The sequence below is a fragment of the Streptomyces sp. NPDC001663 genome, assembly GCF_042893105.1.
GTDB lineage: Bacteria > Actinomycetota > Actinomycetes > Streptomycetales > Streptomycetaceae > Streptomyces.
This window is the reverse complement of the sequence record NZ_JBIAUR010000024.1, coordinates 105,736-124,292: the sequence shown is the minus strand read 5'-3', so window position 1 is coordinate 124,292 and position 18,557 is coordinate 105,736. Positions and strand designations below refer to the sequence as shown.

Here is an 18,557-nt window from a genome sequence, read left to right as displayed (position 1 = left end):
GTCCGGCCCGACCGCTGCCGCCTCGAAGGGGCGACGGGCAGGAACTGCCGCCGGTTTTCCGTCAGTTGCAGAGGAGGACGATCAGACCGTCGCAGTCGCCTCCGCCGAAATGGCCGCCGATGCCGTGGAAGTCGCCGCCGTGGTCATGGCCGCCGTGGACCGGCTTCGCCGCGGTGAGGCTCGAGGCGGGCGTCGCGGCCACGGCGGTCGCCGCGGTTGCCATCCCGGCCGCACAGGCAAGGCCCAGTGCGGCGCTGACCGCGACTATTCGCGGAAGGCGGGTTGCGGACTTCTTGGAGTGGGGGGCGTTTGCGGGGTTCAGCTGTGCTGTGTTCATGCGATCACCCTGCACGGCGGTGCGGCCAATTTCGCCTCGAGCGCAGCCGATTGGGTGAGCCACGGGCACGGGACGTGCGCCCGGGGCGAGCATGCCCTCGTGTGTGATCCGGTGTGCGAGGGTCAACTCCCCCCAGGGGGCGCACAGTTGGGGTCGTATGAGCCGGGATCAGGCCGCCCGGCTCCGGGAGCGGAGCATTCGGCTGACCGTGTCCGAGCGTTCCAGGAGGGTGTTGCGGACCACCGGGGCCGCCTCCTGGGAGGCCTGTTGGGCCTTTTCGACGTAGGCGGCGTCGATGGCGTGTGGCGGGAAGAGGTGGCTGGTGAAGGTCATCGCCGGGATCATCCCGCCTTGGTGCAGATGGGGGATCGAGTCCAGGTAGCGTTCGGCGTACGGGGCCAGCAGTTCGTCCTGGCCGGAGCGCCAGAAGGCCGCCGCCACCTGACGGACCGACTGCACCGGGACCGTGCGGTCGACGGCCAGCGTCTGCCACACCTCCGCCTTGATGGCCGGGTCGGGCAGCGCGGCCCGTACGGTGAGAGCGCGGACCCAGGCGTCGGGGTCCGGGTCGCGCTCGAGCAGGGCGGCGGTCTCGGACGACACGTCACCGCCCAGTTCCGCCTCACGCACCAGCGCGCGCCAGTGCAGGTCCACGTCGTCGCCCGCCTGCTCGCGCAGCCACGCCAGATCGTCCGGCCCGGCCGCGGTACGGGCCAGGCCGCGCAGGGCGACCTGACGGCGGCCGGGGTCCGCGGCGAGGCGACGACAGGCCGCAGCCACCGCCGCCGTCAGACCGGTGCGTTCGCCCGGCGGCGCCCACAGTTCGGCGATGTTCGCGGCCATGGTCAGATACGGCTCGATCACGGCATCGGACGTCTCGGCCGCCAGGACCTCGGTGACGCACCGGCCGGCTTCCGCCGCCGTGGCCTCGTCCATCGTCAGCATGTCCCACACGGTGGCCACGGCCACGCCCCGGGAGATGGCCGTGGGCAGCTGCGCCGCCGTACGGAAAAGGGTGTCCCTGGACGCGGCATCCGGGCGGGTCGTGGCGAAGGTCAGGTCGTCGTCGTTGATCAGCAGGACGTCCGCCGAGGACGGCAGCCCGGCGACCGGGGTGCGGGCCTGCGTCACCTCGACACGCACCAGCGCCGTGCGCTTGAGGGCCTCGCCGGCCCTGACATACGCGCCCACCGCCAGCACCTGCGGGCGCGGGGTGTCCGCGGCCACCAGGGTGACGCCGTCGCCGGCGCGCTCCAGGGAGAAGCGGTCGGTGCCCGCCGTCGCGAGCCATGCCGTACGCCACGCGTCCAGGTCGCGGCCGCTCGCCTCGGAGAGAGCGTCGATCAGGTCCTGGAGCGTGGTGTTGCCCCAGGCGTGGCGGGCGAAGTAGGCGCTCATGCCGGCCCTGAAGCGCTCCTCGCCGACGTACGTCATGAGCTGTTGCAGGACCGAGGCGCCCTTGGGGTAGGTGATGTTGTCGAATATCGACGCGGCCTGGGCGACATCGTGGATGGGCTGGTGGATCGGGTGGGAGACGGGGCCCTGGTCGGAGAGGTACGCCCGGAGCTTCTCGTCCGCCAGATGGCTCGCCCATGCGTCGGTGTGGCGGGTGGCGCGCTCGGCCGCCCAGTGGCAGGCGAACTCCGCGAACGCCTCGTTCAGCCACAGGTCGTCCCACCAGCGCATGGTGACGATGTTGCCGAACCACATGTGCGCCATCTCGTGCAGCAGCACCTTGGCGAGCAGCTCGCTCTCGGCGGGCGTCGGGGTGGCCCGCCGCAGGAAGGCGTCCGACCAGGTCACGCAGCCGTAGTTCTCCATCGCCCCGCCGAACTCGGGCATGAACACCTGGTCGTACCTGCGCTGCGGGAACGGCATAGCGAAGACCTCGCCGTAGAAGGCGAGGCCCTGGCGGGTGAGGGTGAAGATCTCGTCGGCGTCGCGGTCGAGGATCTCGGCGAGGGAGCGGCGGGCGTACAGACCGAGGTCGTGGCCGTCGGCCTCGCGGCGGATCTCGTGGAAGGGGCCCGCGTTGACGACGGTGTTGTACACCGACAGGGGCGGGGTGTCCGGGAAGACCCAGCGCCGGGCCGCCCCCAGATCCTCCACGCGCGCTTCGCCGGAGTTGCTGGTCACGGTCCACGCCGACGGCGCCGTGACGGTGAACGCGTGCGGGGCCTTGAGATCGGGCTGGTCGAAGCACGCCCAGACGAAGCGGGCCTCGTCCGGTTCGAAGCTCATCCACACATAGACCTCGCCGTCGGCGGGGTCGACCGCCTTGTGCACGCCCTCGCCCGTGGTGGTGTCGGCCTGGACGCTCTCCACGCGCAGCACGTTGTGCGCGGCCAGACCGGGCAGGGGGATGCGGCCGTCACCCGTGGGGGTCAGTGCCACACCGTTGAGCGTGGCGCCGAGTACCTCTGCCGCGCAGTCCACGAAGGTCTCCGCGCCCGGCTCGTGACAGGTGAAGGCCACGGTGGAGACGCACCGGACCTCCGGCCCGTCGGGCAGAGCGGTCAGGTCGATGTCCACGTCGTACCGCTCGACGGTCAAGAGCGCGCCCCGGCGCTCGGCTTCGGTGCGGGTCAGGCTTCGGATCCCCATGCGTCCTCCCTCGGCAGACAGCGGACGTCAGCGTATGACGGAGGACGGTGATCGACGCAGGGGTTTTTCCGCGCGCCAAACGGCCGTGTGGCGCCGCGTAGTTGTCGTGGACGTCAGCGTGGGAGCGGTCGTGACCTGGGCGGGCCCCGCGCCGCCTCGTGCCTCAGGCCGGTCGCCACTCATCTGCAACCAATGGTTGCGCATTGGTGACTGCCGTCGTAGGCTGTTACGCAACGAAAGGTTGCGAAAGGATTGGCATGGAGCATGGCAGCATCGAGCGCGACATCCACGTCGACGCATCGCCCGAAGTGGTCTTCGAGGTCATCAGCAGACCGGAGCACATGCAGGAGTGGTGGCCCGACGAAGCCCGCTTCGAGCCCGTCGAAGGGGCGCCGGGTGAGCTCTTCTGGCGCGATGCCGTGACCGGCGAGACCATGACCGTCGCGCTCACCGTCGTCGAGGTCGACCCGCCGTCGAGGTTCTCGTTCCGGTGGTGCTACGTCGACGGCGAACGCGGCGGTGACTCGCTGCTGGTCACCTTCGACCTGGAGCCGACGCAGCAGGGCACCCGGGTGCGCATGACCGAGACCGGGTTCCGCGAGATGGGCTGGGAGGTCGCCGTCCTCGAGGAGCAGTACCGCGAGCACGCGACCGCCTGGGATCACTACATCCCCCGGCTCGGTGCGTACGTCGAACGGCTGGTGTCGGCCCCATGAGCACGCCGGTCGACGACGAGCTCTGGTCGGCGATAGGCGACCCGACCCGGCGCACCCTGATCGACCTGCTCCTGGCGACCGGACCCGGGACGGCCACCTCGCTCAGCGCGGACCTGCCCCTGACCCGGCAGGCCGTGTCGAAGCACCTCGCCGTCCTCGACCGGGTCGGACTGGTCCGCGCGGAGCCTGCCGGCCGGGAGCGGCGCTACCAAGTCGACGAGGCCCAACTCGCCCGCGCGGCAGCGCAACTGGCCGCGGTCGGCACGGCCTGGGACGCCCGACTCCGCCGTATCAAACGCATCGCGGAAGCGATCGAACGAAGCCGCAACAGCAAGAGCGAACACAGCAGCACCGCACATGAGGACCCTGCACACAACCACGAACAAGACGAAGGAGCATGAAGATGGTCGACATCCTGCATCGCATCGGCATCGTCGCGCCGCTGGACGACGTCTACCGGGCGATCGCCACACCCGAGGGCGCCGCCGGCTGGTGGACGACCGACACATCCGGCAAGAGCGAGGTCGGCGGTGAGCTGGCCTTCCGGTTCGGCGACGTCGGCGGCTTCGACATGGAGATCCTGGAGCTCGACCCGGCGGGGCGGGTGCGCTGGCGCGTCACGGACGGCCCCGCGGAGTGGATCGGGACCGAGATCGACTGGAACCTCAGCCGGCACGACGACTACACGATCATCCTGTTCAAGCACGAGGGCTGGCGCGAGCCGGTCGAGTTCATGCACCACTGCAGCACGAAGTGGGCGACCTTCCTGATGAGCCTGAAGGAGTTCGTGGAGACCGGACACGGCAGGCCCGCACCCGACGACGTGCGGATCAGCGACTGGCACTAGGCCTGTCCGCTCTTCGTCGATTCGTACACTGACCGCAGGTCCTGGCAGAAGGAGGCGCTGGTGGATCGAGCCGGCGACAGGCGACGCCCCGAAGGCCTGTTCGTCGGCCTGTGCACACTGGACGTCATCCAGCTCGTGGACCACGCTCCCCGCTCCAACGAGAAACTGACGGCTCGCCAGCAGGTCGTCGCCGCGGGCGGTCCGGCGGCGAACGCGGCCGTGGCCTTCAGTCACCTGGGCGGCGCGGCCCGGCTGCTCACCGCAATCGGCAACCATCCGTTGGGACTTGCGGCCACGGCGGACCTGAACCGGCTCGGCGTGACCGTGTCGGACCTGGCGGCCGACTCGGCCGAGCCGCCCGCCGTGTCGTCCATCGCGGTCACCGCGTCCACCGGTGAACGTGCCGTCGCCTCGACCAACGCGACCGCGTACCGGCTCACCCCGCCCGGCGATCTGGAGAAACTGGTCGCCGAGTGCGACATCGTCGAGTTCGACGGCCACCACATGGAACTCGCCCTGGCTGCCGCCGAGTTGGCGCACGCCGTCGGCCGTCCGACCGTCTTCGACGGGGGCAGCTGGAAGGACGGCACGCGCAGCCTGCTGCCCTTCATCGACGTGGCCGTGTGCTCGGCCGACTTCCATCCGCCCGGCACGAACACGCCGATGGAGACCCTGCGGTTCCTGGGGGAGCACGGGGTGCAGTGGCGGGCGGTCAGCCGAGGAGGGGAGCCCATCGTGTGGGCCGGCCCCGACGGCGGCGGCACGGTGGAAGTGCCGCCGGTGCGCGTGGCGGACACGCTGGGTGCGGGCGACGTCCTGCACGGGGCCCTGGCCCACCAACTCGCGGTGGCGGGCCGCCTCACATCGGAGACCTTCGCCGAAGCGCTGCGTGCCGCGGCCGTGGTGGCGTCGCGGGCGTGCGGGTCGTTCGGCACGCGGGCGTGGATGGACGAGAGGTGACCCCAGCCCGGTGCGCACGCGCATACGTATCTCGTACGGCCCTACGGCAATGGGCGCCGCCTCCAACGCGCAGGCCGGGGGAGAGGGAGTGGAGCATCGGATCGCCACTACTGAACACGGCTTCGATGCCTCCACGTTCACCGCGCGGCTGATTGCACCGAGCGCAGCAGCTGACGCCATCGGGATGCTTCGGGAGGGGCAGTCAAGCTCGTGAAGGCGTGCTGCGGCATCTTCCTCGTCGTCCCACCGGTCGTTCAGAAACGACGCGAGGTCGTTGATGGCGCTCATGTTTGAGCCTGCGTCCGGTCCTGTTTCGATCGTCCCACCGCAAGGCCGTCCGACCGCTGTCGGCAGACACGCTGCATGCGCTCTGTCGCTGGCTCAACTCTCGCATCCTCCGCGAGGTCACAGCCCGAGCCGTCAGCCCGCCGTCCCGAATCGGCACCTTGATGACCTGCCGGTCCTCCACGCGAGGCCGGCCGTGGCAGCCCGCGGTATCAGCGGAGCGAGCAACTCCTGCTCCTCGTCAGTGAGTTCATGCCGACACGTCACGGCCGTCATGATCCACCACCTGATGATCCCTGAGGACGGACCTAGTGGAGCCGTGCGGAAGCTGACGAACCGTCCAAGGCACCGCGGGCTCACCTCACGGCCGCCGTTCGATGACCTTCGCGTGCAGGAGCTTTCCGACGAGTTCGATGCGCAGACGGGGATCGGCAGCGGAGTTCTTGGAGCGGAGCTTGAGCTTGGAGTAGGTGAGGTTGAGCCCGTCGGTGTCGATCACGATGTCCGGCGAGCCGGCGAAAAACAGCTTGCCGTGCACCATGTCCGTCTCGATGCGCAGGACATCCGAGGTGATCACCGCGTGGCTGAAGTCGAAGGTGACTCGGCACAGTTGCGTGCGAAGTTCGATGCGCGCGGGTACCAACCAGCGCCCCTCCCGTACGTACTTGCCGCCGTGTTGCTCGACCACAAGTACGTCTTTGCCTTTGGCCGCGGGCGCGATCGGCAGGTCGGCGGTCAACTCGGCCAACTCGCCGAGCGTCCGGGCCGAAAGCGCGCTCTCCAGCCGCATGTCGAGTTCCTCGGCGTCGAGCCGGCCGTCACCGGCGGCGACCCGCAGCACATCCACGACGCGGTCGCGATCCTCGTGCGATGCCCGCAGGCCGGGTAAGTCATTCGACATGCCGGCCACGTTAGCGACACCGCGCGGCGGCCGCCAGGCACGACAAACTCGCTGCCCGCTGCAAGGCCACCGTGCATATCGCCGCCATCAATGACTGGCGGGATGTGCCTTCGTGGCACGGTCCCGTCCGATAGACGGTCTTACGTGACTCGAGTGCAACTGACCGATCCGGATTGGGAGTTCATCGAGCCGTACCTGCCGATCGGCGAGCACGGCCGGTACCCCGAGCGACTGCGGCGGCAGTTCGAGGGCGTGATCTGGCGGTTCAAGACGGGCGGGCAGTGGCGGGAGATGCCGACGGAGCTCGGCGCCTGGTCGACCGTCCACAACCGCTTCCGGCAGTGGCGTGACGCCGGCGTCTTCGAGGCCCTGCTGGAGGGCCTGATCACGGAAGCCGCGAAGCGGGGTGAGGTGGACGCCCCGAAGGACGGCGAGGCCATCGCCCAAGAACGGGGCTCAGTACCGACCTTCGGGTCCCATTAGGCGTACTCCTCCCGTGCCATCCGCAAGCACCTGCGCAAGCGCGGAATTCGTGCGGTCATCCCTGTCCCGGCCGATCAGCAGGCACACCGCCTTCGACGGGGCAGCCGGGGCGGCAGGCCGCCCGCCTTCGACCGCGAGACCTCCAAGAACCGCAACACTGTCGAGCGGTGCATCAACCGCCTCAAGCAGTGGCGCGGCATCGCCACTCGCTACGAGAAGACAGCCACCATCTACCTGGCCGGACTCCACATCGCAGGCATCTTTCTTTGGTCCGCACGGTGATCCAAACGAAAGTCCCTAGGTGCGACTGGGCCAGCCGGAAGGCGACGTGGGGAGTGCCTGCGAGGTGACAGTGGACATGTCCGGCAGGCCGTTTTGTCACGCCTCGGCAAACCTAGCAAAAGGAAGTGATGACTGTGTCGGGCACCTCTTGCTCCGTGCCGCGTCCGCCGAGCACGCACCTGGTCACCGGGAATGCCTCGAAGCCCGGTGAACTCCAGCCTCTGGCGGGCCGCGGGCCGCGGACCGGGTCCGCTCCGCTCGGGGCGCCGGCGCTACGGGGCGGTGGGACGCGGGGCGGGTGAGGGCGAAGAGGTAGCCGCATTCGTCGTCGAGACGCAGGGCGTGGGGGACGGAGGCCAGGACGGCTTCGGAGAGGTGCGGGTGGCGGCCCTGCTCCAGGCGGGTGTAGTCGGTGGTGACACCCGCCAGGGGCGCGACCTCCTCAGGGCTTGGGCACCCGGCGCGCCCCGCGCCCGGAGGCAGTCCGGCGGTGTCTGGGGTGAGGAGGGCGCGACGGGAGCGGAGAAAGTCGCCGAGTTCGCCGTTGTGCCCCATTCCTCAGGTATTGGAGGCGCGTGGGACTGTGTGCGGTGCGAGGTTGGCCCAGACGACGCTCAGGTGGCCGGTGCGGTAGAGGGCGGGGCCGTCGTCCCCCGGACCACGAGGTGTGGAGCGACCACCTGTTCCCCGGTACCGGTGTCGCGACCGTCCAGGCGCGCGATGGCCCGGTCCACGGCGAGGTGGGCGAGGCGGGGGATGTCCTGCCCGACGGTGGTGAGGTCGATATGGGCCAGGCGGGCCAGATGGCTGTCGTCGAAGCCGACGACGGAGATGGCGCCGGGGACGGGAATGCCGCCGCGGAGGAAGACATCGAGGACACCGGTCGCGCAGCGGTCGTTGAAGGCGAGGACCGCAGTGGGGCGCGGGTGGGAAGCGGCGAGAACCTGGGCGGCCTCGGCGCCCTCTGCCTCGGTGAGGCCCCCGGGCACGACGCGGATGTGCTCGGTGAGACCGTGGCGGCTCATGGCGGTGCGGTAGCCGCGCCGCCGGTCGGCTGCGCCGGGTGCCCTGCCGCCGTCGATGTGGGCGATGGCGCGGTGGCCCAGCGCCACGAGGTGGTCGACCGCCTGGCGGGCGCCCTTGTCGTCGGCGGTCCGTACGACCTCCAGGCCGGGGACGGGTGGCCGCAGGTGGCGGGCCACAGAGACGACCGGCAATTGCCCGGCGAGCTCCGTCAGCCGTGAGGCGGGGGCCTGTGGGCCTAGCAGGATCAGCGCCTCGCAGCGGTCGTCGAGCAGGGTTTCGACGGCCCGCTGCTCACCCCGTCCGGCGGTCACGGCGCTCAGCGCGATCTGGTACCCGGCTGGTTCGGCGGTGGCGTAGATGCCCTCCACCAGGTCGGCGTGGAACGGATGCTGGAGGCCGAACTGCACGCCGAGCAGGTGGGAGCGGTGGCTGCGCAGCAGTCTCGCCCGGGCGTCCGGGCGGTAGCCGATCTCCCGCGCGGCCTCCAGGACACGCTCGCGGGTGGCGGCGCTGGCCCCCTTCGCCCCGCGCATCACGATGGAGGCCAGCGCGGTGGACACACCCGCCCGCGCCGCCAGGTCGGCGAGCGTCGGCCGCTTCCCGTCCGGGACCGCCGGGGTCGCAGGCATCCTGTCCTCTCCTGGTCGGTCTCGTCTGCTGGGGACCGATTGTAGAACGTTCCATTTGGGCGTTGCTTCAGGAGGGGGCTCGGCAACGGCACGGTGACGTGAGAGGTACGACCCTGGCGGCGGCCGCTTGGGCTGGAGAAGGCGCCGCCGAGGCGGCGTGCGTGTGCTCGGTGCTACGGCCGCACTGTCACCGGGCTCTCCCTGACGTCACCCACGCTGACCGCACCGCCTGTGGCGATCGAACCGATCGCGGCGAGGGCGATGCCCAGCGCGGCCCGAGCGTCCTCGCCGGTCACCGACGGAGCACGCTTGTCCCGGACGCTGTCAGTGAACTCGGCCAGTTCGGCAACGTAGGCCGCGTGGAAGAGATCCTGGTCGTAGCTGACGCACTCGGCGGCAGCGCCAGCCGCACCGTAGGACGTGAGGTGGCTGCTGCGCAGGTCACCCAGGGTGAGCATGCCGGTCGAGCCCTTGACCTCACCGCGGACGTCATAGCCGTACACCGCCTGGAAGTTGGCCTCCGCCGTGGCGATGGCGCCGTTGTCGAAGCGGATCGTCACCACGGCCGTGTCGAGCAGTCCGTGGTCTTTGAAGTCGGGCCGGATCAGGGCGTCGGCCATGGCGAAGACCTCGACGGGCTCTGAGCCGGGGTTGAGGTAGCGCAGGACGTCGAAGTCGTGGATGAGCGTCTCCAGGAAGATCGTCCATGGCGGGATGCGCGACGGGTCGTGCAGTTTGGGGTCCCGGGTGAGGGAACGCAGCAGCTGCGGGGCGCCGATGTCACCGGCGGTGATCTTCTCGTGGGCGGCGCGGAAGCCGACGTCGAAGCGGCGGTTGAAGCCCACCTGGAGCGCCACGCCCGCCTCATGTGCGGCGGTGATGGCGCGGTCGGCTTCGTCGAGGGTGATGGCCATCGGCTTCTCGCAGAAGACCGACTTGCCGGCGCGTGCTGCGGCCTCGATGAGTCCGGCGTGGGTGCGGGCGGGCGTGACGATCACGACCGCCTCGATCTCGGGGTCATCGAGCAGGTCACCGATCTCCGTGTACATCTTGGGGCAGCCGAGACGATCGGCCAGAGCCTTCGCGGCAACGGGTGCGGGATCGGCAATGGCGGCCAGCCGTACACCGGGGAGGCGGCGGGCCAGGGTCTCGGCGTGGAAGGAGCCCATGCGTCCGGCGCCGATGAGGCCGACCGCGAGGGACTGGGGGGAGGTCATGGCACATACTCCGTGATCTACGTCGTGGCTTCGGTGGTGGCGGCTGCCGTGGTGCGCGGACGCGAGGGCGGGGCAGATATCCCGCGGCCGCTCCTGTCAGACGGTGAAGGCGGCCCGGAAGCGTTCCAGAGCGGCCTCGCTGTCGCTGGAGGCCCATGCCTCCATGGCGATGGTGCCGTCGTAGCCGATGTCTGCGAGGGTGCGGGCGATGGCCGGGTAGTTGATCTCTCCCGTGCCGGGTTCGCAGCGGCCCGGCACGTCCGCCACCTGGATCTCACCGATGAGTCCCGCGCCGTGGGCGCGGCGCACCAGCTCGATCAGATTCCCCTCGCCGATCTGGGCGTGGTACAGGTCCAGGTTCATGCGCAGACCGGGCCGGTTCACTGCGGCAACCAGCGTCAGGGTGTCGGCAGCCTTCGCGAAGGGCACCCCGGGGTGATCGACGGCGGTGTTGAGATTCTCCAGGGTGAAGGTGACCCCGGCGTTCTCGCCGAGCTCGGCAATCCGGGTGAGTGTGCGGTGCGCGGCCATCCACATCGCGCCGGTGGGCTCCCCGGGTACCGGCACCACGGGCAGCCCCTGGCCGTCCAGACCGGTTCCGTGGAGGTTCAGGCGAGTGCAGCCCAGGTGCTCGGCCGCCTTGAGTGACTCCTCGGCCGTGCGCAACAGTTCGGCGGCGCCGTCGTCATCGGTGAGGCATCCGCTCACGTACCCCGTCATCGAGACGATCTTGGCGGACGAGCGGGCAAGGGCATCGAGATCGTGCCTCGTCCAGTCCCAGATCTCGACCTGGAAGCCGGCCTCGTGGATACGCCGCGCCCGCTCCTCGATCGGAAGGTCGCGGAAGACCATCTCCGCACAGACCGCCAGTGCGTACATCGTGGTTCTCCTCATCTCCGGACGACCGGGAACTAGAACGTTCTATATTCTCTGACCAGTACGCCAGTCACCATGAGCCGCTGTCAAGTGTCCGGCGGCCATGAAGCCTGTAACGTTCTAGAAGTCTCGCGCGGAAGCCGTCAGCACCGCATAGGAGCCCGCCACGGCGCGTCAACTGCGCCGGGGGTCTCCATGCGCCGGCCACCGCGCGAGCCGGTGGCTTGGTTACTTGGGGGCTCTGCTCGGCTGCTCGTCGGCAGGGAGCGTCAGCCTCGGGCGTCGGGTGCCGGTCAGGCCGCAGGTGGCCAGGTGCTCGCGCGTGCTGACGGCGATGGGCAGCGGTACCTTGGGTGCGCAGGGGTAGAGGTCTTGTTCGACGATGACGAACAACTCGGCGTCGAGTTTGGCGAGTGCGGTGACGATGTCGGCGGGGTTGGGCACGCCGGCGGGCGGGGAGACGCACACCCCGCGCTTGACGGTCTCGCCGAAGGAGAGGTTTTCGGCGGCGACCTGGGCCAGGACGGTGGGGTCCATCTGTTTGATGTGGACGTAGCCGACGCGTTCGCCGAAGCGGTGGATGAGGTCGAGGTTGTCGCCGCCGCCGTAGGCGACGTGGCCGGTGTCCAGGCAGAGGTTGGTGTAGCGGGGGTCGGACTCGTTGAGGAGGCGTTCGATCTCGGGCTGGGTCTGGATGTGGCTGTCGGCGTGCGGATGGATGACGAGGCGTACGTCGTACTCGTCGAGCAGCAGCTTGCCGAGCCGGTCGGCGGCCCTGCCGAAGCCCGCCCACTGTTCGGCGGTCAGCTCGGGCGACTCGGTGAACGCGCCCGTCTTCTCGTCGCGGTACATGGGCGGGATGAAGACGAGGTGGTGGGCGTCGGCGGCGGCGGTCAGGCCGGCGATCTGCCGGACGTGGGCGAGCATGTCGTCCCAGGCCTCGGGGCGGTGCAGGGCGCCGAAGACGGTGCCGCCGGAGACCTGCAGGCCGCGGGCGTCCAGTTCGTCCTTGAGGCGCTGCGGGTCGGTGGGGAGGTAGCCGTAGGGGCCGAGCTCCAGCCACTCGTAGCCGGCCTGGGCGAGTTCGTCGAGGAAGCGGGTGTAGGACACCTGCTGCTCGTCCTCGGGGAACCAGACGCCCCACGAGTCGGGGGCCGAGCCCAGGCAGAGGTTGCCCGCAGTGGTGCGGAAGGGAGGTGGCGCCGTTGCCATGGTGTGTCCTTCGGAGAGCGGCACGGAAACTCAGTTGGAGGTGGGGAAGTTGAAGCCCGCGCTGACCTGCTGCTTGGGCTGGGGCCAGCGAGTGGTGACGACCTTGGGGCGGGTGTAGAAGCGGATGCCTTCGGGGCCGTGGATGGGGGAGTCGCCGATGAGGGAGTCCTTCCAGCCGCCGAAGGAGTAGTAGGACATCGGCACGGGCACCGGCACGTTGATGCCGATCATGCCTACCTTGATGTGGCGCTGGAAGCGGCGGGCGGCTTCACCGGAGGCGGTGAACAGGGCGGTGCCGTTGCCGTAGGGGTTGGCGTTGATCAGCGCTATCGCGGCGTCCAGGGATTCGGCGCGGACGATGGCGAGGACGGGGCCGAAGAGTTCTTCCTTGTAGGCGTCCATCTCGGCCGTCACGTGGTCCAGCAGAGACGGTCCGGTGAAGAAGCCCTCCTCATGCCCGTCGACCTTCAGCCCGCGGCCGTCGACGACGACGGTGGCACCCTGCATGGCGGCGGTACCGACGGCGTTCTCGATGCGTTCCTGGGCGGCCTTGGTGACCAGGGGCCCCATGTCGGTGCCGGGGGCGTCGCCGGGGCCGACCGTGATTTCGCGGGCCTTGCGCTCCAGGACCTCGACGAGTCCGTCGGCGGCGTCGCCGACGGCGACGGCGACGGAGACGGCCATGCAGCGTTCGCCGGCGGAGCCGTAGGCGCCGGCGGTGATGTGGTTGGCGGCGAATTCGAGGTCGGCGTCGGGCAGGACGACGGCGTGGTTCTTGGCGCCGCCGAGGGCCTGGACGCGCTTGCCGTGCGTGGTGGCCTGTTCGTGCACGTACTTGGCGATCGGAGTCGACCCGACGAAGGAGACGGCCTCGATGCCGGGGTGGGTGAGGATCGCGTCGACCGCGTCCTTGCCACCGTGCACCACGTTGAAGACACCGTCGGGCAGTCCGGCCTTCTTGTACAGCTCGGCGACGAAGTTCGCGGCCGACGGGTCGCGCTCACTCGGCTTCAGGATGAAGGTGTTGCCGGTGGCGATGGCCATGGGGTGCATCCACAGCGGCACCATCGCGGGGAAGTTGAACGGGGTGATGCCGGCGACGACGCCGAGGGGCTGGCGGAAGTTGTGCACATCCACGCCACGGGAGACCTGGTCGGAGAAGGAGCCCTTGAGGATGTCGCCGAGGCCGCAGGCGAACTCGACGACCTCGCGGCCGCGGGTGATCTCGCCGCGGGCGTCGTCGACGGTCTTGCCGTGCTCGGCGGAGATGATCCGGCCCAGCTCCTCCTCGTGCTCGAGGAGCAGCTGGCGGAAGGCGAACATCACCTGCGTGCGCTGGGTGAGCGACGATTCCGACCAGGTCTCGAAGGCGGCAGAGGCAGCCTGGACGGCGGCGTCCACGTCGGCCGCGCCGCCGAGGACGACCTGGGCCTGTGCGGCGCCGGTGGCCGGATTGAAGACCGGCTGGGTGGCGGTGGCGGTGCCCTGGACGGGAGCGCCGTTGATCCAGTGCTGGATGGTGGTCACGGTGCGGGTTTCCTTTGCGGGGACGGGAGTTACAGGTAGTGCCGCTGGGCGCGCTTGTTCGCGGCGTACGTCTCGTGTGCGGCGCGGGTGCTCTCCAGGGCGGAGACTTCGCTGACCGGGACGTCCCACCAGCCGTGGCCGGGCGGGTTGGGGCCGTAGAGATCGGTCTCGACGTGCACGACGGTGGTGCGGGTGGCGGCCTTGGCCTTCTCCATCGCCGCCCGGAACTCCTCCACCGACGTGGCGTGCAGGACGTCCGCGCCGAGGGAGGAGGCGTTGGCGGCGAGGTCGACCGGGAGGACGTCGCCGTCGAGGAGGCCCGAATCGCCGTCGCGGAAGCGGTACTTGGTGCCGAAGCGCTGGCTGCCGAGTGACTCCGACAGCGAACCGATCGACGCGAAGCCGTGGTTCTGGACAAGCACGATGATGACCTTCAGTCCCTCGGAGACCATGGTGACGATCTCCTGGGCCATCATCAGATACGAGCCGTCGCCGACCAGCACGACGACCTCGCGGGTCGGGTCGGCCATCTTGGCACCGGCACCGGCGGCGATCTCGTAGCCCATGCAGGAATAGGCGTATTCGACGTGGTAAGCCTTCGGGTCTCTGGCGCGCCACAGCTGCTGCAGGTCGCCGGGCATGGAGCCGGCCGCGTTGATGACCACGGCGCGGTCGTCGAGGACCTCGTTCAGGGCGCCGAGGATCTGCGTCTGGGCGGGCAGATCACCGGTGTTCCGTTCGGGAGCAAAGCACTCGTCCTCGATCTCCCGCGTCCGGGCGATCAGCTGGCGGATGTGACGGCGGTAGGTCTCCTCGACCTCCCAGCCGTCCAGCGCTCCGGCGAGGGCCTGGATGCCGAGCCGGGCGTCGGCGACCAACGGCTCCGCCGAGTGCTTGACGGCGTCCAGGCGGGCCACGTTGAGGTTGACGAAGGTGACGTCCGGATTGCCGAAGACGGTGTGGCTGGCGGTGGTGAAGTCGGAGTAGCGGGTACCGATGCCGAGCACCACGTCCGCCTCGCGGGCGAGTTCGTTGGCGGCATACGAGCCGGTGGAGCCGATGCCGCCGACGGCGTAGGGGTGGTCCCAGGGGACGGCGCCCTTGCCGGCGTGGGTGTCGGCGACCGGGATCCCGATGGCTTCGGCAAACGCCCGCAGCACGGTCTCGGCGCCGGAGTACACGGCCCCGCCGCCCGCCACGATCAGCGGCTTGCGGGCGGTGCGCAGCAGGCGGGCGGCCCGTTCGACGGCGGCCGCCTCCGGCACCGGGCGGCCCACGTGCCACACCCGCCGCTTGAAGAAGTCCAGCGGCCAGTGGTGGGCCTCGGCCTGTACGTCCTGCGGCAGCGCGAGGGTGACGGCACCTGTCTCGACCGGGTCGGTGAGCACTCGCATCGCGGCAAGGGCGGCCGGGATGAGCTGTTCGGGCCGCGAGATGCGGTCGAAGTACTTGGATACGGCGCGGAAGGCGTCGTTGACGGTGACGTCGCCGCCGCGGGTGTCCTCCAGCTGTTGCAGGACGGGGTCGGCGGGGCGGGTGGCGAACATGTCGGAGGGCAGCAGCAGGACGGGCAGCCGGTTCGTCGTCGCGAGGGCGGCGCCGGTGATCATGTTGGTGGAGCCGGGCCCGGTGGAGGCGGTGCAGGCGAAGGCGGCCAGCCGGTCGCGCATCTTGGCGTAGGCGACGGAGGCGTGGACCATGCCCTGTTCGTTGCGGGCGAGGTAGTAGGGCAGGTCGGCCTCGCCGGTCACCGCCACTTGCAGCAGCGCCTGGCCGATGCCGGCCACGTTGCCGTGGCCGAAGATGCCCCACACCCCGGGGATGAGGCGCTGCTCCTGGCCGTCGCGCTCGCTGTACTGGTTCGCCAGGAAACGCACCAGGGCCTGAGCGGTGGTCAGCCTGATCGTTTGCATTAGTCGGTCTCCTCGGCCGCGAACGGCAGCCGGTCATCGATGTCCTGGGCGTCCCAGGTCGAACGCACCCAGCCGTGGGCGGGGTCGTCGCAGATCAGCCAGGCACGGTCTGCGCCGGGGCCGGCCATGACGTTGAGGTAGTACAGGTCGTAGCCGGGCGCGGCGATGGACGGGCCGTGCCAGCCGTGCGGGATCAGCACCGTGTCCCCGGAACGCACCTCGGCCAGCACGTCGATGGGCCGCTCTTCGGTGCCGTAGACCCGCTGGTAGCCGAAGCCGTTCTCGCCGCCGGAGACCTCGAAGTAGTAGATCTCCTCCAGCTCCGACTCGACCGGATTGCCGTCGTCGTCCGTGCGGGCCTGGTCGTGCTTGTGCGGGGGGTACGAGGACCAGTTCCCGCCGGGTGTGAGGACCTCGCAGACCAGCAGCTGCTCGGCCTCGAAGGTGCCCGGCAGGCAGTAGTTGTTGACCTGCCGTGAGCAGGCCCCGGCACCGCGCAGCTCGACGGGCACGTCCTCCTTGGACCCGTACCGGGCGGAGAGTGAGCTCCGCCCGGTACGGGCGCTGGGCAGTGCGAACCGGCCGCCGGCCGCACTGCTGATCAGGGCCTCCGACTCGCGGGGGAGGGACGCGAAGTCGGTGACCGAGGCGAACACGCCTGTCCGGCCGGTGAGTTCGAGGACGCTGCCGTCCGTGGTGACGGTGCAGGAGCCCGTCAGTGGCAGGACCAGGAACTCGGAGTCGCCGGTGGACAGGGCGTGTGCCTCGCCCGGCTTGAGGGTCAGGATCCTCAGGCCGGAGTATCCCCAGCCCGCCGATTCCGGCGTGACCAGGAGGTCATAGGGGCCGTCGGCGGAAGTCCCTGCCGGCAGGTGGTACTTGCTCACAGCAGGCTCACCGCCTTGTCCACCGCGCCGGCGACGTCACCGTTCGAGGGGTAGAGCAGAGACCGGCCCACGACGAGCCCCTGCGCGGTCGGCTGCTGCAACGCCTTGCCCCATGAGGCGAAGGCCGCGTCCGCGTCCTTGACCTCGCCGCCCAGCAGCAGCGCCGGGAGGGTGGAAGAGGCCAGCACCCGTCCCATGTCCTCCACCACCGGAAGCTTGAGCCAGGTGTAGGCGGTACGCCGGCCGAGCCCCGAGGCGATGGTGACGGACTTGACGACGGCATCGGTGGACAGGTCGTTGCGGATCTTCCCGTCCTGCCAGGCGGACAGGAACGGCTCGACCATCGCGATGAGCTGACGGTCATTCAGCTCATCGATCGCTCGGGCACTGTTCTCCAGGACGGCCGGTGTGGCGGGGTCGCCCAGCGCGATGCGGGTGAGCATCTTGCCGCCGTCGAAGCCCATCGCGGCGATCGTGTGGGCGTCGTAGCCGGTGAACCGGTCATCGATCTCGAACACCGACCCGGCCAGGCCCGCCCGGTTCATGGAGCCGAAGACGCTCATACCGTCCAGCACGCCGAGCAGCAGCAGGTCCTCGAGGATGTCCGCGGTTCCCAGGACACCGGTCACGCCGGGCCGTTCCAGCGCGATGCACAGGCGCTCCAGCAGTTCGAACCGGTCCGCCATCGCATTCGGGTCCCCGCCGACGCCGTTGGCGCCGCGGGCAGGGTGGTCGGCGGCGATGATCATCGCCTTGCCATGCTCGCCGAGCAGGGAGGGAGCCTTCACCCGGCGCGCAGCGGCGGCCGCGACGGCGCCGGGGTCGCCCACCCGGGCGTTCACGATCCGGCTCGCATTCTCGGACAGCACGTCGTCACACCTCTTGCTGGGAGTCGTTGGTGGATGTTCCGGCCGCCTCGCCGAGCTTGGCGTCGACCTCGGCCTCGGTCGGCATCGCGTCGGAGCAGGAAAGTCGGCTCGCGACAATGGCGCCGGCGGCGTTGGCGAAGATCACGGTGCGGCGGGTGTCCCAGCCCGACAGCAGGCCGTGGCACAGCGCGCCGCCGAAGGCGTCTCCGGCGCCGAGCCCGTTGACGACCTCCACCGGAACCGGCGGGATCTCGGCGGTAGAACCGTCCCGGTCCATGGCCAGGACTCCCTTGGGGCCCTGCTTGACTATGGCCAGCTCCACTCCGGCGGCCAGTAGCGCCTTCGCCGCCGCATACGGCTCACGCTCGCCGGTGGCCACCTCGCACTCTTCAAGGTTGCCCACAGCAACCGTCGTGTGCCGCAGGGCCTGCGCGTAGAACCCGCGCGCCTGGTTCGGGTCGGCCCAAAACATCGGCCGCCAGTCCAGGTCGAAGACTGTTGTCCCCGCCTTGGCCCGGTGAGCGAGGGCGGCCAGCGTGGCCGAGCGGCTCGGCTCCTCGCTGAGCCCGGTACCTGTCACCCAGAGGACCGCCGCGTCCCGTACTGCCCCCAGGTCCAGCTCACCAGCGGTGATGTCCAGGTCGGGGGCCTTTGGGAGCCGGTAGAAGTACAGCGGGAAGTCATCCGGTGGGAAGATCTCGCAGAAGGTCACCGGCGTCGGTGCGATGTCCGACGTACCGACGAACCGGCTGTCGACGCCGTAGCTCTCCAGTGCCTGCCGGACGAAGTCCCCGAACGGGTCCCTGCCCGTCTTTGTGATCACAGCCGAGGAGTGCCCGTACCGGGTCGCGGCCACCGCCACATTGGTCGGGCTACCCCCGAGATACTTGCCGAACGAGGTGACCTCCGCCAGCCCCACGCCGGTCTGAAGTGGATAAACATCCACTCCCACGCGGCCAATGGTCAGCACGTCGAACGGCATAACA

At 69.9% G+C, this 18,557-nt stretch carries 17 protein-coding genes and 1 pseudogene; 5 read left to right on the top strand and 13 right to left on the bottom strand.

Annotation, left to right across the window (positions count from 1 at the left end; all coding sequences use genetic code 11):
• Positions 1-61: 61 nt before the first annotated feature.
• Together ACFY1L_RS49385 and pepN are read right to left on the bottom strand one after the other, a co-directional pair.
• A complete protein-coding gene (locus ACFY1L_RS49385; protein WP_388841270.1) occupies positions 62-337 on the bottom strand; it encodes a hypothetical protein in 276 nt (91 codons plus the stop codon).
• A gap of 168 nt (positions 338-505) precedes the next feature.
• Entirely contained in the window at positions 506-2,941 is a 2,436-nt protein-coding gene (pepN, locus tag ACFY1L_RS49380; protein WP_388841267.1) for an aminopeptidase N, read from the bottom strand.
• 257 nt (positions 2,942-3,198) lie between these two features.
• Here pepN and ACFY1L_RS49375 point away from each other — a divergent pair, with 257 nt between their 5' ends.
• The 4 genes from ACFY1L_RS49375 to ACFY1L_RS49360 are packed head-to-tail and all read left to right on the top strand — an operon-like array spanning position 3,199 to position 5,464.
• The gene (locus tag ACFY1L_RS49375; protein ID WP_388841264.1) at positions 3,199-3,657 is read left to right on the top strand and encodes an SRPBCC domain-containing protein; all 459 of its coding nucleotides are present in this window, start codon (positions 3,199-3,201) and stop codon (positions 3,655-3,657) included.
• Positions 3,654-4,058, top strand: coding sequence for an ArsR/SmtB family transcription factor (locus ACFY1L_RS49370; protein WP_388841261.1), 405 nt, complete (start codon positions 3,654-3,656; stop codon positions 4,056-4,058). The genes ACFY1L_RS49375 and ACFY1L_RS49370 overlap by 4 nt, the downstream gene beginning before the upstream one ends.
• Before the next feature lie 2 nt (positions 4,059-4,060).
• Positions 4,061-4,504 (top strand): SRPBCC domain-containing protein, encoded by a 444-nt coding sequence (locus tag ACFY1L_RS49365; RefSeq protein ID WP_388841258.1) that lies wholly within the window; start codon positions 4,061-4,063, stop codon positions 4,502-4,504.
• Positions 4,505-4,564: 60 nt separating this feature from the next.
• Complete coding sequence (locus tag ACFY1L_RS49360; RefSeq protein WP_388841255.1) at positions 4,565-5,464, top strand: PfkB family carbohydrate kinase; 900 nt, start codon at positions 4,565-4,567, stop codon at positions 5,462-5,464.
• A gap of 646 nt (positions 5,465-6,110) precedes the next feature.
• Here the strand turns inward: ACFY1L_RS49360 and ACFY1L_RS49355 are convergent.
• Positions 6,111-6,650: a DUF1707 domain-containing protein gene (locus ACFY1L_RS49355; protein ID WP_388841432.1), complete on the bottom strand. Its 540-nt coding sequence runs from the start codon at positions 6,648-6,650 to the stop codon at positions 6,111-6,113.
• A 144-nt stretch (positions 6,651-6,794) separates the two neighbouring features.
• Here ACFY1L_RS49355 and ACFY1L_RS49350 point away from each other — a divergent pair.
• Positions 6,795-7,415 (top strand): annotated as a pseudogene (locus ACFY1L_RS49350) (transposase).
• A gap of 183 nt (positions 7,416-7,598) precedes the next feature.
• On the opposite strand, the gene ACFY1L_RS49345 reads toward ACFY1L_RS49350, so the two are convergent.
• From ACFY1L_RS49345 to iolC, 10 genes are all read right to left on the bottom strand, one after another.
• Positions 7,599-7,970, bottom strand: coding sequence for a helix-turn-helix domain-containing protein (locus ACFY1L_RS49345; protein WP_388841252.1), 372 nt, complete (start codon positions 7,968-7,970; stop codon positions 7,599-7,601).
• Positions 7,971-8,029: 59 nt separating this feature from the next.
• Positions 8,030-9,070 (bottom strand): LacI family DNA-binding transcriptional regulator, encoded by a 1,041-nt coding sequence (locus ACFY1L_RS49340; protein WP_388841249.1) that lies wholly within the window; start codon positions 9,068-9,070, stop codon positions 8,030-8,032.
• Positions 9,071-9,243: 173 nt separating this feature from the next.
• The gene (locus ACFY1L_RS49335; RefSeq protein WP_388841246.1) at positions 9,244-10,287 is read right to left on the bottom strand and encodes a Gfo/Idh/MocA family oxidoreductase; all 1,044 of its coding nucleotides are present in this window, start codon (positions 10,285-10,287) and stop codon (positions 9,244-9,246) included.
• A gap of 96 nt (positions 10,288-10,383) precedes the next feature.
• A complete protein-coding gene (locus tag ACFY1L_RS49330) occupies positions 10,384-11,166 on the bottom strand; it encodes a TIM barrel protein (RefSeq protein ID WP_388841243.1) in 783 nt (260 codons plus the stop codon).
• A gap of 225 nt (positions 11,167-11,391) precedes the next feature.
• The gene (locus ACFY1L_RS49325) at positions 11,392-12,375 is read right to left on the bottom strand and encodes a TIM barrel protein (protein ID WP_388841241.1); all 984 of its coding nucleotides are present in this window, start codon (positions 12,373-12,375) and stop codon (positions 11,392-11,394) included.
• Positions 12,376-12,405: 30 nt separating this feature from the next.
• Complete coding sequence (locus ACFY1L_RS49320; RefSeq protein WP_388841238.1) at positions 12,406-13,902, bottom strand: CoA-acylating methylmalonate-semialdehyde dehydrogenase; 1,497 nt, start codon at positions 13,900-13,902, stop codon at positions 12,406-12,408.
• Positions 13,903-13,931: 29 nt separating this feature from the next.
• Positions 13,932-15,815 (bottom strand): 3D-(3,5/4)-trihydroxycyclohexane-1,2-dione acylhydrolase (decyclizing), encoded by a 1,884-nt coding sequence (iolD, locus tag ACFY1L_RS49315; protein ID WP_388841235.1) that lies wholly within the window; start codon positions 15,813-15,815, stop codon positions 13,932-13,934.
• Complete coding sequence (gene iolB, locus ACFY1L_RS49310; protein ID WP_388841232.1) at positions 15,815-16,702, bottom strand: 5-deoxy-glucuronate isomerase; 888 nt, start codon at positions 16,700-16,702, stop codon at positions 15,815-15,817. The genes iolD and iolB overlap by 1 nt, the downstream gene beginning before the upstream one ends.
• On the bottom strand, positions 16,699-17,571 hold the full coding sequence (locus ACFY1L_RS49305) for an aldolase (RefSeq protein ID WP_388841229.1): 873 nt from the start codon (positions 17,569-17,571) through the stop codon (positions 16,699-16,701). Before ACFY1L_RS49305 ends, iolB begins: the two co-directional genes overlap by 4 nt.
• Before the next feature lie 4 nt (positions 17,572-17,575).
• Positions 17,576-18,553, bottom strand: a complete 978-nt coding sequence (gene iolC, locus ACFY1L_RS49300; protein WP_388841226.1) for a 5-dehydro-2-deoxygluconokinase — start codon at positions 18,551-18,553, stop codon at positions 17,576-17,578.
• Positions 18,554-18,557: the final 4 nt, after the last annotated feature.